Genomic DNA, 14,436 nt, shown 5'->3' on the forward strand with positions numbered 1-14,436 from the left:
TCCCATGCGGCGATACTCTACAACCAAAGGCTTCAAGACGACGTCCTCTCTTTTGCAAAAGCGCATTAGAAATGCGTCGGAAAGCCGTGGGTTTGCGCAAACACGCCTACTGACCCATTGGGAAGAGATCGTTGGCGCAGATATTGCGCAATGCGCTGTACCGATCGAAGTAAAGTTTGGCCGTGGCTTTGGCGGGACCCTGACTATTTTGACAACGGGCGCGCATGCCTCGCTGTTGCAGATGCAGGTGCCGCAGATCCAAGATAAAGTGAACGCTTGTTATGGCTATAACGCCATTGCAAAAATTCGGATTACGCAAACGGCGCCAACCGGCTTTAATCAGGGCAGGGTTCAATTCGGGGCTTCACAAGCGACCAAGGCACAGCCGCCCGCCGAAGTTACCAAAGCTGCTGACAATGTCGTGTCTGATGTCGCAGATGATAGATTGCGCCTTGCGCTTGCCGCGCTTGGGGCCAATGTTATGCACAAGTCAAAGCGCAAGAATAGGTGAGTAAGATGAACAAAGGTTTTCTGGCCATAGCAGCCGTAATCGTAGCGGTTGCCGGGGGTGCTGGTTGGTATTTCGGCGGCTCAAGCGAGCCTGCCGAGGCGGCAGTTGAGACAGTTGCAATGGTGGACGGGGTGCAAGAGATGACCCTTGGTGCGGATGATGCGCCCGTCGAGATCATTGAATACGCCAGCTACACATGTCCGCATTGCGCGCGTTTTCACGAAGGCCCGTTCAAGCAATTGAAGACGGACTACATCGATACGGGCAAAGTCAAATTCACCTACCGCGAAGTGTATTTTGATCGCTTCGGGCTTTGGGGTTCAATGGTGGCGCGATGTGGTGGTGAGCAAAAGTTCTTCGGCATCACCACTGAACTTTATGCCCAGCAATCTGAATGGGCGCGCCTGCAAGACCCCGTCGCCATCGCGGATGCGCTGCGCAAGATTGGCCGTACAGCCGGTATGAACAACGAGCAATTGGATGCCTGCCTAAATGATGCAGAGCAGGCCGAAACGCTTGTGGCTTGGTATGAGGCAAATGCCGCCCGTGACGGTATTTCATCCACGCCGTCTTTTGTTATTGATGGGCGGACCTACTCAAACATGAACTTCGCTGAGTTTCAGTCGATCATTGATGCAAAGCTGAACTAAAGCCCGAGCCGATCCAACAGCGCGTTAATTTCGGTCTTGTCGTGAAAGGCAAGTCGTACTGGCAAAGCTAACACTTTACTCCTAAAGGCGTCGGGCAATCGCACGGCGTCTTTTTCTGTTGTGACCAATTGTGCGGGTAGGGCGCGGGCCTCTGCCTCAAGGCGCGCCATCAGAGCAGGTGTAAGAGGTTGGTGATCGGCCAAAGCTTCGGCGCGCTTTATATCCGCGCCAGCAGCTTTCAGTGTGGCAAAAAACTTCTCTGGGTGACCGATACCTGCAAAGGCCAGCACTGGCAGATCGGTCCAGACCATGCCTGTTTGTAGTGGGACAAGATGCCCTGTGACATGCGGGCAGTGGATGGTTTTTCCCCATTGCTCCTCAAAGGTTTTCTGTGCCGGTTGTGGCCCGATAGAAAGAAGTAAATCCGCCCGTTTCAGTCCCGCTTGAACCGGTTCGCGTAGCGGTCCAGCGGGTATTGTCCGACCATTGCCAAATCCCTTTACGGCATCAACGACAACAATACTTGCGTCCTTGGAAACATCAGGGTTCTGAAAGCCATCATCCATCAAGATGACATCAACCCCAAGTGTATCTGCGAAAGCGGCCCCCGCTGATCGATCTTTGGCTACAACCGTTGGCGCAAAAGCAGAAAGCAACAAAGGCTCATCGCCTACTTGATCAGCAGTATGTTGAGGGGTGACTAGTATAGGTCCGTCAAGGCTGCCCCCATAGCCGCGGGACAAGCAAGCGACGCTGTTGCCGCGCTCGGATAGTTGTTGAATGAGAGCAATGGCAGTCGGTGTTTTGCCTGTACCACCGGCGTTGATGTTGCCGATACAAATGGTCTTAGCTTGCGTTTTGGTCTTGACGGGCTGTGCAGCACGGCGCTTGGTCGCCAAAGCGTACAGCGATCCCAAAGGTGACAATAACGCGCCACGAATATCTGTTGGCCGGTACCAGAATGAAGGCGCGCGCATCTTTCAGACCCCGATTGCGTCAAGTTGGTCGTTCAGTATCGCAAGTACCTCGTCAACAATAGGTGCAGCTTGGGTCGCGACATCCCATGCACGGTGCGCAAGCGTCGCCTGTCTGTCTGGGGCCTGCAACTCGATCACAGCGCGTTCTAAATCTGCGTCACTGCGCACGGGGTGCGTGGCTTGCATTTTGGCCAGTGACCGAAAGGCATCCCCGTGTGGCGCGGTGCTTTCGCCGTGTACGATTGCCGCCCCGAGCGAGGCCGCGTCCATAGGGGAACGGCACATCCCATCAAAGCTGCCACCCATAAAGACAACTGGCGACAGTCTTAGCCAAATGCCCGGGTCTTGGTCAGTATCCACAACCAGTACTTGGCTAGCCTCTGACATTGTCTCAATCTGGCTACTAAGCGCTACATTCCATCCGTTGTCTGCGAATTTCGCTGCGGTTTCAGTAGCATCATTCTGAGGCATCAAGATCAGAAGCAACCGGTGGTTGCTGGCCATTGCCGTGCGGTGGGCTTTGGAAATCCGCTGCATATCGCGGGGTCCTGCATCAATAGCCAGCCAAGCTGGACGGTTGTGCAGGTGGGCCGCGTAACGCTCGATGTCTTGGGGCACAGCAGGCAGAGGGGCGGACAGTGGCCGGAGCTGACCCGTCGTGCGCACTGCGTCTGCATTTGCGCCGTTCTTGATCACCGCATTGGCGGCCTCACGATTGAGGGTGCAAATTTTGTTAAAATGCGCAAACACCGATTTGCGAAGCCCGAATGGCCAACGTGAACCACGTCTTTCAGCAGCGGCCTCGCTTAGGTTCAAAAGCGTTTGCGCAATACCCGCCGCATTTATTTTTTGCACACTGGTTGCGCAACTTGCGTCACCTGCCCACACCACTAAATCCGGCGTCCAGTGTTTTAGTGTTTTGCCAATCCGTGCATCCAGCACTTCGTCAATATGGGTCGGTGTTTGCGGATTGAAAATCACGAACGTGCCATCGCCCCGCTCCTCGCGGAGCAAAGGTTCAAGCGCGTGAATTGCCTGGCTGTGGTGTCCGCTTGGGTCCAGCGCCAGTATCAAAGCTCCGCTGGGTCGCGCAGGCCAATCCTTGGGGCTACGGGCTACGCCCGGTTGGCCAGCATGGAGGGCTGCGCGGATCACGTCGGCCTTAAAGCCCGAGTTCTTCTGTCGATGAGGCGGGCGTTGCCTCATCACGCAGACGGTGCAAATGCGCGATGAAGTAACGCATGTGGGCATTATCTACGGTGCGCTGGGCCTCGGATTTCCATGCGTTGTACGCGGCTTCATAGTTTGGAAAAATCCCGACGATGTGAATGTCGTTCACATCTTTGAAGGCATTCTTGGTGGGGTCGATAAGCTCTCCGCCGAAAACGAGGTGTAGGCGCTGTGTCATTGGTTTCTCCGCTTGGGGGTAGATAATATTGCGCGTACCATAATGCCGCATGCAAAGCGCGTAAATGATGGATCAGGCGAGTGCCTTAATAAGCTCTTTGTGGACCGGTGGCCCTGCCGCAACCATGCCAGAAAGCTGTGGCATCGCATTGTTGAACACAGGTTCTTCATTGTGTCTGCCTGTGACCGCACCGCCTGCTTGTGTAACCAAAAGGCTGCCTGCGGCCACGTCCCACTCCCAAGTCGGGCGCAAGGTAAGCATCGCATCAAAACGGCCCTCCGCCACAAGCGCCATTCGGTAAGCAAGTGATGATCTAAATGCAGGCTCAACATCAGGCACGTCACCGCGCCAGTGGTGTTGGTCAAAGTTTGGCTTGGCCGCGAGCACAGTGGCGCCGCTGATTTCGGTCCGCCCGCTTATCGTGATTTCCTGACCGTTCAATTTAGCAGGCACGTCACGCGACGCAGTGTACATTTTGTCGAGCATTGGCAGATAGACTACCGCGGCAACGGGCCTGCCGTCTTCGACAACGGCCAACGAATGCGCCCAAGTATCAGAGCCCGCGATAAACGCGCGTGTGCCGTCAATTGGGTCAATAACGAAAACGCGTGATTTATTGCGCCGTGAGGTGTCATCCTCGGTTTCCTCGGACAGCCATCCGTAATCAGGACGTGCTGTGGGAAGCGTTTTTTCCAGCATTTGGTTTACGGCTAAGTCCGCCTCAGTGACGGGGCCTGCATTGTCAGATTTTTCCCAGACTTTCGCGTCAGATTTGAAAAAACCGCGTGCGATTTTTCCAGCCTCTCGGGCGGCGGTGACCAATAATTCTAAATCGCTAGGCACCTGCTAATGTCATCCCGTCAACAAGCAGCGATGGCACTACGTAGTTTAGGTGCGCGTGCGCGTCATTGGCGGGGGCGATCGTGCTAAGCATTGCCTTAAGATTACCCGCGATGGTGCACTCGTTCACGGGATATGCGATCTCGCCGTTTTCCACCCAAAAGCCGGATGCTCCGCGTGAATAATCGCCGGTATTTGGGTTGATGGTTGAGCCAATCATCGACGTTACCAAAAGGCCGGTGCCCATATCGCGGATCAGGTCGCCGCGGCTTTGTGTGCCTTGTGTCAGGCTGATATTGGTCGTCCCAGGGCGCGGTGGTGATGAGGTGCCGCGCATCGCGTTGGCTGTGCTTTCCAGCCCCAACTGCCGCGCAGTAGCCAGATCAAGTGTCCAGCCTGTCAGGGTGCCTGCCTCGACAATAGCGCGCTGCTTTGTGGGCAGCCCCTCGGCGTCAAACACACGGCTTCCAGACACACGGGCGCGGTGCGGGTTCTCTGTAATCGACAGATGCTGCGGCAAGACCTGTTGGCCCAATGCACCGCGTAGCCATGACGAGCCGCGTGCAATACCTGCCCCGTTCACCGCAGACAAAAGATGCGAAATCAGGCTTGATGAAATGCGCTCGTCAAAAAGAACGGGGTAGGTGCCGGTCGCAGGCTGTCGTGCGCCTGTGCGTTCAACGCAGCGCTCACCGGCAACGCGGCCAATGTCTGCGGCGCTGCGTAACTCGCTTTGGAAAATACGCGCGTCAAAGTCATAATCCCGCTCCATTTCAAGACCTGTGCCGCTGATCGCGACGCATGAGATTGAGCGGTCTGTGCGCGCGTAACCCGCATTAAACCCAAGGCTGTTTGCAACATGAATGTCACGTGCAGAATAGCTGGCTGAGGCGGATTGGACTTGCGCGACACCGTTGATTGCACGGGCCGCTTCTTCTGCGGCTTGCGCGTCATCTTGCAGGGTTTTGGCAGACGGCTCTGGACTTGGGTCATGCAATTCTAGGTGAGCGACATCTGTGTTGGTCGCCAGCTGAGCGCGGTCCGCAAGTCCTGCGTAAGGATCGGCGGGCGCAACTTTTGCCATCGCAACCGCGCGTTCTGCCATTTCGGAAATGGCGCGGTCACTGCTGTCAGAACTTGAGATGCATGCTTGCTTTTGACCAATGAAAACCCGCAGGCCCAGATCAATCCCTTCGGATCGTTCCGCTTGTTCCAGCTTGCCTTCACGCACATCAATCTCAACGGCAGTGCCCTGAACGGTCAACACATCTGCCGCATCAGCGCCCGCCTGTTTCGCAGCGTCGAGCAGGGCTTGGCTTAGTCGCGACAAATCATGCATGAGGTGTTCCTTGGTCTGAAGTTGAGCGTTGGGTATCGTGGTGCTTGCCAGAATAGCAAGTCGGATGTTGTTGCGTGGTGCGGGGCAATGGCGCGTTTAGCGAACCCGCTGACCGTTGATATATTGCTCGCCATTTTCGCGCATCTCGATGGTGGTTTGCAAATCAGTTCCGTTTTCCGCAGGCCGCGTAAAGAACCCCATCATCATTTGCGCGCCAAACAGCTGTTCGGGCGCAAGTATGCCAAGTTGGGCCATCGTGCTCATGACTTCAGTGATGCCACTGAACGTAAACTCGGCCTTGCCTGCCATCGCGGGCATCGTCAGGTCGATTGGGTTTTGGGGGCCAACAAAGCGCATGTCGCCTTGACCGGTTGCTGTGACGCCAAGCGCTGTCAGGATCAGGTCGTTTAGACGTGCAGTTTTGGGTGCAAAGGGCCCGCGCCCACCGTTCGTGAATTCACCTGTGCCCGAGACAGACACTGAAATCGTTGCGGCGGACCTGTCCAGACCGCCTTGTGGGTCAAAAATGCTCCAGACGCTTTCGTTGATCTTTAGCCCTGCCAAAACCGCTTCAAGGGCATAGTCTGGCTCCGGCTCGGTTGGGTCAAAAGAAATCGGTGCAGAGCCTTTGACGCGGACGTTATCAAGTGTGGCGCTGATGGGTAACGGAAGTGCACCTGCCAACGTGAACGTCATATCAGAAGCATCTTGGCTATATTCAACGCGTGTTGCGCTACTTGCGGCACGCGTGCTGCTTTGCGCTTGTCGTACAGTGCCGGTCCATGATCCGGTGCCATCTTGGGCCGAAAACGCCAGATCCGTCAGACCCGTGTTGTATGTGGTTTCAAACGAGGATTGTGGCGCGAAGGGCGCTTGGCTTGCTAGTGGATAGATGCCAGCAGCGCTGGTGGCGGACCCGGTGAATTGTGGTTCTTGTATGCGCCCGTTTACGTCAAATGCGCCGTCTGAGTTTGGGTCAGAAAAACGGGCAAAAATCGCGACCCCGTCAGCAGAGATACTTTGAGAAACAGTGCGCAGATCGACGGTTTTATCTGTGCTGTTGCCCCGCACATTGGTCGCTTGGGCGCGGATGGTACCGGCTGCGTCGGCATTTTCGGCGGTGATTGCATTGACCGAAAAATCCACAGTCTCTGCATCATATACATAGCTCAGGTCATTGATGTCACCTGATGCAATCATGCTAAAGCCACTCGTAACGATTTCGCCGACGATCCGTAGGGGGCCGGTATCGTCAGATGTCTCGACAACGCTAATGGCAACTGGCCCACCAAGTGAAATGTCGACGCTGCCGCCCGCCCGCTGCGTCAGCTTTAGCGGCGGATACGCAAGGCTGGCCATGACGCCATCTTCCGGCGCGCCCAAGCCAAGCGTTAGGCCTTCGACCAAAATGCCATCTTCCAGTAAGTTGAACTGACTAAGCACGACTGTGTCAGCGACACTTTTCATGTCTTCTGCCCAACGCGCCCAAAGTTGTTCCGGTGTGATATCTGCGAAAACAGGCGCAGCGGTGCCAATGAGGAGAGCTGAACTGAGAAGAAAACGTCGCATAAACGGGGTACCTCTTTGGCAATAGGGAGTGCTAAGTGTAATGTTGGTCCGCGGCGCGCAGACTGCAAGTGATAACAGCGTGAAGGGCACGATATGATACGTTTAGACAAAGATAACGGCCTTTGGACCATTACATTGGTCCGCCCTGATAAGGCCAACGCTTTGACGTATGATATGCTTGCCGAAATTGCGGATATCGCTGAAAGCGCCCAAGACGCGCGCGCGCTGGTTTTGACAGGCGAAGGTAAAGTGTTCAGCGCGGGTGCCGATCTTGATGCCGCGAAAGAAGGTCTTGCCACATCTGATGTTTGGGACCGTGCCTCTAGTGCAATTGCAAAGTTACCATGCATGACGGTTGCTGCGTTGAACGGCACATTGGCGGGGGGTGCTTTTGGCATCGCGCTGGCCTGTGATTTACGTGTCTCAGTGCCTGCGGCGAACTTTTTCTATCCGGTGATGCGGCTTGGCTATTTGCCGCAACACGCGGACCCCGCACGCATGGTGGCATTGATGGGACCTGCGCGCGCCAAGCTGATTTTGATGGCTGGGCAGAAGATAGATGCGGAAACCGCGCTGCAGTTTGGTTTGATTGACCGCATTTCTACAGATCCCGTTGCCGAGGCCAAAGCGCTTGTTACCCATGCGCTTGAAGCCAGTGAAGAGCACGCCCATGCCATCAAGCGTATGTGTCAGGGCGGTTAAGTGAGCCATTGTACGACTGAAACTGCCGTTGACGCACTTGTGGTGGGGGCTGGACCTGCGGGGCTGATGGCCGCTGATGTGTTGGGCAGGGCTGGGTACTCAGTGCTGTTGGCCGAGCATAAACCCAGTGTTGCGCGCAAATTTCTTATGGCGGGAAAATCTGGTCTAAACCTGACCAAGGACGAGCCGTTAGATGAGATGCTTCCGGCTTTTGGTCCTTCTGCAGATCGGCTTGCGCCAATATTGCGCGCCTTTGATGCACACGCAGTTCAGGCGTGGGCCCAATCATTGGGTCAGCCGCTTTTCACAGGCTCGAGCAAGCGGGTGTTTCCCAAAGCCATGAAAGCATCACCGTTGCTTCGGGCGTGGTTGGCAGAAGTAAACGCGCGTGTCGAAACCCGCTGGCGTTGGCAAGGGTTTGATGGCGCGTTGTCGGTCTTTGAAACTCCTGATGGCCCGCAGAACGTGAAAGCTAAAGTCACTGTTTTGGCGATGGGTGGCGCGAGTTGGCGCAAACTTGGCTCTGACGGCGCTTGGGCGGAGGCACTGCCTACTGAAGATATCGTTCCGTTTCAGCCGATGAATATGGGGTTCCGGGTTAATTGGTCCTCGCACATGAAGGCGCATTTTGGTGCGCCCATCAAAGCGGTTGCTCTGCACGCGGGCGGACAGGTCGAGCGGGCAGAATTCACCATTTCAAAAGCGGGCATTGAGGGGGGTGGTATTTACCTTGTCTCAAAAGCGATGCGCGATGGCGCGCCGCTTACGGTTGATTTGTTCCCTGACATGTCTGTTGATGTGCTTCGTCAAAAGCTTGGTGGGCGGGGCAAGGCCAGTGTGACCTCCCACCTTCGCAAGCGCCTCAAGCTTACGGGTGCGCGCCTTGCTTTGCTTCAAGAATTTGGCCGTCCTCTGCCCAATGATCTTGCACCGCTTTTGAAGGCTGTCCCAATCCTGCATGACGGGCCGCGTGATCTTGATGAGGCAATTTCCACAAGCGGCGGTGTGTCTTGGGCCGCACTGGATAGCAATCTTATGTTGCGCGCGCGTGCCAACACATTTTGCGCGGGCGAAATGATTGACTGGGACGCCCCAACGGGTGGGTATCTATTGACGGGCTGCCTTGCCACAGGTCGCTGGGCGGGCTGTGCCGCCGTTGAGGCGCTTGCCGCGATTTAGGGCAGCGCACGTACCGCTTTGAACGAAGGCCGATCGCGCAAACGTTTGGCGTATGCTTGGACTTTGTCGCTTCCTGTTGGAAAGCCCACACCACGTGCCCAGTTAAGGCAATGTACCGCCAGCAAATCTGGTAAGGTCAACGTGTCGCCCATCAAGAATGTTCCGGTTAGCCGTGCCTCGAGTCGGTCAAGCGATTGCGCAAATTCGGCTTTCAGCGCCTCAGTTACATTTGGGATGCGCATATCCTCGGGCAGGGCGTGTGTGTGTTTTGCGTGTGTCCACAAAACACCGTCGATCTCATCAATGATAAAATGCATATGCGCGTCTTGTTGGGCGCGTTCAATTGTTCCTGCGGGAAACGTAAGGCCTTGGTGCTTGTCCGTGAGGTAGGTCATGATCGCAACGCTGTCGGTGATTGCGGTGCCGTCAACAACAACGGCGGGAATTTTGCCTGTTGGGCTGAGCTCTAGCGCTTGAGTCGATCGGACGGGGGCAGGCACGTGCTCATATTCAATCCCGAGTTCTTCACAAACCCAAAGCACGCGAAATGCACGGGTTGCCATTGCACCAACAACTTTCATTTATCTTCTTCCCATCATCGCTAGTCTAATTAAAGCGCGTTCCATCAACGCCATTTGGGGCGCTTGATCCGCTGACCTTAGCTGTAGGTCAGTATTGATTAGCAATTGCAGCGCGTCTTCAAGTTTGATCCGCCCCCATTTTGACGCCTGTCTGCGCAGTTGATCGCCCTTGGGACCTTTGATGTAGAGGCTTGCCGGATTGACGGCCGTAGCGTGCAACGTTCGGAAATGTCGGGTGGCGCCAATGCACAAGCCAACCGGTTGCACCCCTTGGCTTTGCAGTTTTCGCAAAACAGGACCAAGTTGTTCACTACGGCCTTCCGCGACAATATTTAGCGCATCGTCAAGCGCGGCCTCGGTGGACGTGGGCGCACAGGCCGTGATGTCATCGTGGCTAAGCGGGGTTTCGTCGTTCAATTTGTAAATAACAAGTTTGGTCAGTGTTTGACGAAAATCACCGGGCTCAAGCTCGTTTGCGAGGCCGGTCAAATGCTCAAGGCTGTCACGATCAATGTTGCGCAAACCGGCATCTGCCAGATCACGCTCAATCTCTTCGCGGGTGGGTGGATTGTCATAGATCGCTGCGGAATAGGCGTTTGGATGCGCCTCAAAAGCCTTGCGAATTTTTGATGTCGGCTTGAGATTGCCTGCGGTCACGATCAGTTGCGCATCGCCTTCGGACCAGTCCTGCAAGGCAGCTAAAATAGCGGGCGCGCTTAGATCATTTGCTTCTTCGACGAATGCAACACGTGGACCGGGGAAGAAGCTGGTGGCTTTGAGCGCGTCTAAAAGCATCGCCGGATCTTTGCGGATGTCTGCGCCGCTCATGCGCGAAATACGCATTTCCTCTTCCGCGTTTGGACCAACCAGAGCGGGGATAATCTGCTGCCGCTTATCCGCGACGCGCAGAGCATCGCTTCCAAAAATCAAAACACCCGCTTTGCGCGGGTCGGGTTTGCGAAAATAACTGGCCGTATCGCGTGGGGAAAGCTTCATGGCAAAGACACAAGAAGACGCGTCGTCATCTGATCCGCTAGGATCACCACCAACCTGCGCTGCGCATCAAGCTGTGCGGTCTGCGTTGCGACTGTGGTGCCCGTCGCAGCATAGCTGGTAAAGCTGTCTACGACGCCACTGGTGACAACGTTATCATCGGACAACCGCCGCAAAGTATATTGAGTTTGGCCAATTACATTGAAACGCGTCGTGACTTGATCCGTTGTGATGCCCACGCCGTCTTCACGGATTTCAGTTTTATAACTAAGCTTGAATAACGGGGATTGTGCTGTGCCTAACCGATCTTCAAGCGCGTTTCTAAGGTCGAAAGACACGCGGTCCTTTGGTGGATCAAATGCGATTTGACCATGTTTGGCCGCGCCATTGTGCAACGGCGCAAATCCGCACGCCCCAAGAGCGAGCGGCGCGCCGATGCAAAATGATCGTTTAGATAACAACATTCACAATCCGTCCGGGAACGACGATGAGCTTTTTGGGCTGCCCGCCATCCAGTGCTTTGACCACAGCATTGTCCGCCAGCACCAGTTTTTCAATCTCATCTTTAGACATGTCCGCTGGGACTGCAATTTCCGAACGGCGTTTGCCATTGATCTGAATGGGCAGCGTGACGGTGTCATCCACCAGCATCTTTTCGTCAGCGACAGGCCAAGGTGCTGTCACCACAAGGCCGGTCTGCCCAAGGGCGGACCAGATATCTTCAGCCAAATGTGGCGTCATCGGTGCGATCAGTTGGGCCAAAGTGCGCATTGCTTCTTGCTTGGCAGCAGCACCGGCTTTGGATTTTGAAAGCGTTGCGACAAAGCCGTAGATTTTTGCAATCGCTGCGTTGAACCCGAAGGATTCCACACCGCCTGTTACATCATGGACGGCTTTGTGCATATCGCGCAGCAGTGCATCATCTTGGTCATTGGCGGGTGCATCGGATTGGGCGATGTCCTGAGCCAAACGCCATACACGTCCCAAGAATTTATGGGCTGCTTCTGCGCCAGATGCGGTCCATTCAACGTCGCGTTCGGGCGGGCTGTCTGACAGCACAAACCAGCGGGCGGTATCTGCACCATATGTGTCCACGATGATTTGTGGATCAACTACGTTCCGCTTTGATTTTGACATTTTGGCCGATGGAATGATCTCAACTTCGGTTCCATCCGCCAATTTGCCGTCGGTCACATCCTCGGGGAGGTGATAAACAGGGCGGCCTTTGGCGTCGCGGGTTTGGTAAATCTCGTGCGTGACCATCCCTTGTGTGAACAACGCGTCAAACGGCTCAACCGCACTTGCTGGTAAATGGCCCGTGATGTGCATCGCGCGTGCAAAAAACCGTGAATAGAGAAGGTGCAAAATTGCGTGCTCAATACCGCCAATATATTGATCGACGTTCATCCAATAGGCAGCCTCGTCGCTGTCAATCGGAGTGGTCGCATTGGGGCTTGTGAAACGACTGTAATACCACGAACTGTCCACGAACGTATCCATGGTGTCCGTTTCACGCTGCGCTGGCTTGCCGCATGACGGGCAATCGCAATCGCGCCACGTTGGGTGACGATCCAGCGGGTTACCTGGGATATCGAATGAAACATCGTCAGGCAGGCGGATCGGCAGGTTTTCTTTGCGTTCAGGCACAACGCCGCAAGCATCACAGTGGACAACCGGAATGGGGCAACCCCAATAGCGTTGCCGTGACAGACCCCAATCGCGCAGGCGATATTGTGTTTTGCCTTGGCCAACGCCTTCGCCCTCACAAAACGCAATTGCTGCATCAACTGCGGCTGCGCCTGTTTGCTGGGCCTCGCCAGCGAAACCTTTGACGTAGGTCACCACATCGGTTTTCGCGGGCACATACGCTTCGGTCAGCTCAGGCGCGCTGTCTGCATCGGGCAGATAAACAGGCGTAATCGGCAGATCATATTTGGTCGCAAAGTCAAAGTCGCGCTGGTCATGCGCAGGACAGCCAAAAATCGCACCGGTGCCGTAGTCCATCAAGATGAAGTTGGCGACATACACCGGCAATTCCCAAGAGGTATCAAACGGGTGACGCACGCGAAGGCCCGTATCAAAGCCCATCTTATCTGCTTTTTCCAAAGCTTCTTCGGTTGTGGAGCCCTTGCGGCATTCGGCGTTGAAAGCGGCCAGATCGGCGTTGTCTTCTTCCAGTTGCTTGGCAAGGGGGTGGTCCGGCGAAATGCCCACAAAGGATGCACCCAAAAGAGTGTCGGGGCGGGTTGTGTATACCTCAATGCCGTCACGCCCATCAGGGCCGTTGATCAATGAGAAGCTGAACTGCAGACCGCGTGACTGGCCGATCCAGTTTTCCTGCATCAGGCGCACTTTGGCGGGCCAGTTGTCCAGATTTTCAAGCGCGCCGCGTAATTCACCGGCCATATCGGAAATCTTAAAGAACCATTGCGTCAACTCGCGGCGTTCAACCTCGGCGCCGCTGCGCCAGCCTTTGCCGTCGATAACTTGTTCGTTAGCCAGAACCGTCATGTCTTCGGGGTCCCAGTTTACCACGGCGTTTTTACGGTAGACCAAGTCGGATGCGAGCATATCAAGGAACAGCGCTTGCTGCTGGCCGTAATACTCTGGGTCGCACGTGGCGAATTCACGGGACCAATCAATAGACAGGCCAAGCGGCTTCATCTGATCGCGCATGTGCGCAATATTTGCATAGGTCCAGTCTTTTGGATGGCCGCCGCTGGCCATCGCGGCATTTTCAGCGGGCATACCAAAAGCGTCCCAGCCCATCGGGTGCAGCACGTTGTGACCTGTCGACATTTTATAACGCGCAATCACATCCCCCATGGTGTAATTGCGCACGTGCCCCATGTGCAGATTGCCAGACGGGTAGGGAAACATCTCAAGCACGTAATACTTCGGCTTTGACGTATCTGCTTTGGCCTTGAACACGTCTGCGGTGTTCCATTCAGCCTGCCATTTGGCCTCGATCTGTGCGGGGGTATAGCGGTCCATGTCGGGGTCCTTCTAAATGCAAACGCCAAGCCGGTTTATGGCTTGGCGTGGTAAGTAAAATGCTTGGGCGCAAAAGGCCAGCCTGCGCAGCCTCAGAGTTTGCTGTCCGCAATCCGCAACTGCCGCGCGCGGGTCAGGATGGCGTCTTCAATGGCGCGGACAGTATCCACATCGGCGGGGCCATTGCGGGTTTGCAGCGCCACCGTCAGGCTGCGCGCATCAAGAGCGGGGTCGCGGACATAGATCGTGGCGCGGTAGGCGGCGCGGCCACCGGGGGGTGTGCCGAATCCCGTGGCAAAAACGCCCGAAAACGGATCAGCAGTTTGAACAGGCAGAAAGTTCAGCACATCAAGCGAGGCATTCCAGATGTATTTATTCACCTCAAGCTTGGTATTGGGATCATCGGTATTGGCGAACAAATCCCAGATCGTGCTTGTGCGGGTTTCCTCAACAGCGGCGGCATCTTGTTGTGTGGCGCCACGATCCGCACAGGCCGCTAACAATCCGCATACCATTACGCTGAGACATATGTTTCTAACTGAAAATCCACGCATGATCTGCTCTACCTGCCGTTAATTCCACATCGCTAATACTTGTCTATATAACGCAGTATGCGGTCACAAGGTAAATTGCCGTGGGGTGAGTGCAGGCCACCAACCAGCAATCCCGCACCTGAAATTTCCACCGCCGAGC

General features: G+C 55.4%; 15 protein-coding genes. 4 read left to right on the plus strand and 11 right to left on the minus strand.

Features of this window, described 5'->3' with window-relative positions; translation table 11 throughout:
- Positions 1-4: 4 nt before the first annotated feature.
- On the plus strand, positions 5-511 hold the full coding sequence (locus OLX08_RS08625) for a DUF721 domain-containing protein (protein ID WP_391480916.1): 507 nt from the start codon (positions 5-7) through the stop codon (positions 509-511).
- A gap of 5 nt (positions 512-516) precedes the next feature.
- A complete protein-coding gene (locus tag OLX08_RS08630; protein WP_391480917.1) occupies positions 517-1,161 on the plus strand; it encodes a DsbA family protein in 645 nt (214 codons plus the stop codon).
- Here OLX08_RS08630 and lpxK read toward each other — a convergent pair.
- From lpxK to OLX08_RS08660, 6 genes are all read right to left on the minus strand, one after another.
- A complete protein-coding gene (gene lpxK / locus OLX08_RS08635) occupies positions 1,158-2,138 on the minus strand; it encodes a tetraacyldisaccharide 4'-kinase (RefSeq protein WP_391480918.1) in 981 nt (326 codons plus the stop codon). The genes OLX08_RS08630 and lpxK overlap by 4 nt on opposite strands.
- Before the next feature lie 3 nt (positions 2,139-2,141).
- The gene (locus OLX08_RS08640; RefSeq protein WP_391480919.1) at positions 2,142-3,344 is read right to left on the minus strand and encodes a 3-deoxy-D-manno-octulosonic acid transferase; all 1,203 of its coding nucleotides are present in this window, start codon (positions 3,342-3,344) and stop codon (positions 2,142-2,144) included.
- Positions 3,301-3,546, minus strand: coding sequence for a DUF4170 domain-containing protein (locus tag OLX08_RS08645; protein ID WP_177193441.1), 246 nt, complete (start codon positions 3,544-3,546; stop codon positions 3,301-3,303). The genes OLX08_RS08640 and OLX08_RS08645 overlap by 44 nt, the downstream gene beginning before the upstream one ends.
- A gap of 72 nt (positions 3,547-3,618) precedes the next feature.
- Positions 3,619-4,389 carry an inositol monophosphatase family protein gene (locus OLX08_RS08650; RefSeq protein ID WP_391480920.1) on the minus strand — a complete coding sequence of 257 codons (771 nt, stop codon included), beginning with the start codon at positions 4,387-4,389 and terminating at the stop codon, positions 3,619-3,621.
- On the minus strand, positions 4,382-5,725 hold the full coding sequence (locus OLX08_RS08655; RefSeq protein ID WP_391480921.1) for a TldD/PmbA family protein: 1,344 nt from the start codon (positions 5,723-5,725) through the stop codon (positions 4,382-4,384). The genes OLX08_RS08650 and OLX08_RS08655 overlap by 8 nt, the downstream gene beginning before the upstream one ends.
- 96 nt (positions 5,726-5,821) lie before the next feature.
- A complete protein-coding gene (locus tag OLX08_RS08660; protein ID WP_391480922.1) occupies positions 5,822-7,294 on the minus strand; it encodes a hypothetical protein in 1,473 nt (490 codons plus the stop codon).
- Positions 7,295-7,387: 93 nt separating this feature from the next.
- Here OLX08_RS08660 and OLX08_RS08665 point away from each other — a divergent pair, with 93 nt between their 5' ends.
- Both OLX08_RS08665 and OLX08_RS08670 read left to right on the plus strand, forming a co-directional pair.
- A complete protein-coding gene (locus OLX08_RS08665; RefSeq protein WP_391480923.1) occupies positions 7,388-7,996 on the plus strand; it encodes an enoyl-CoA hydratase/isomerase family protein in 609 nt (202 codons plus the stop codon).
- Positions 7,997-9,175: a TIGR03862 family flavoprotein gene (locus OLX08_RS08670; RefSeq protein WP_391480924.1), complete on the plus strand. Its 1,179-nt coding sequence runs from the start codon at positions 7,997-7,999 to the stop codon at positions 9,173-9,175. It abuts the gene before it with no gap.
- On the opposite strand, the gene OLX08_RS08675 is transcribed toward OLX08_RS08670, so the two are convergent.
- The 5 genes from OLX08_RS08675 to OLX08_RS08695 form a co-directional block, all read right to left on the minus strand.
- Complete coding sequence (locus OLX08_RS08675) at positions 9,172-9,756, minus strand: glutathione S-transferase family protein (RefSeq protein WP_391480925.1); 585 nt, start codon at positions 9,754-9,756, stop codon at positions 9,172-9,174. The genes OLX08_RS08670 and OLX08_RS08675 overlap by 4 nt on opposite strands.
- A complete protein-coding gene (gene holA, locus OLX08_RS08680; RefSeq protein ID WP_391480926.1) occupies positions 9,757-10,752 on the minus strand; it encodes a DNA polymerase III subunit delta in 996 nt (331 codons plus the stop codon).
- The gene (lptE, locus tag OLX08_RS08685; RefSeq protein WP_391480927.1) at positions 10,749-11,213 is read right to left on the minus strand and encodes an LPS assembly lipoprotein LptE; all 465 of its coding nucleotides are present in this window, start codon (positions 11,211-11,213) and stop codon (positions 10,749-10,751) included. Before lptE ends, holA begins: the two co-directional genes overlap by 4 nt.
- The gene (gene leuS, locus OLX08_RS08690) at positions 11,200-13,743 is read right to left on the minus strand and encodes a leucine--tRNA ligase (protein WP_391480928.1); all 2,544 of its coding nucleotides are present in this window, start codon (positions 13,741-13,743) and stop codon (positions 11,200-11,202) included. The genes lptE and leuS overlap by 14 nt, the downstream gene beginning before the upstream one ends.
- Before the next feature lie 92 nt (positions 13,744-13,835).
- Positions 13,836-14,258: a DUF3576 domain-containing protein gene (locus tag OLX08_RS08695; RefSeq protein WP_391480929.1), complete on the minus strand. Its 423-nt coding sequence runs from the start codon at positions 14,256-14,258 to the stop codon at positions 13,836-13,838.
- Positions 14,259-14,436 lie beyond the last annotated feature (178 nt).

The organism is Nereida ignava, from assembly GCF_047114695.1.
Taxonomy (GTDB): domain Bacteria; phylum Pseudomonadota; class Alphaproteobacteria; order Rhodobacterales; family Rhodobacteraceae; genus Nereida; species Nereida ignava.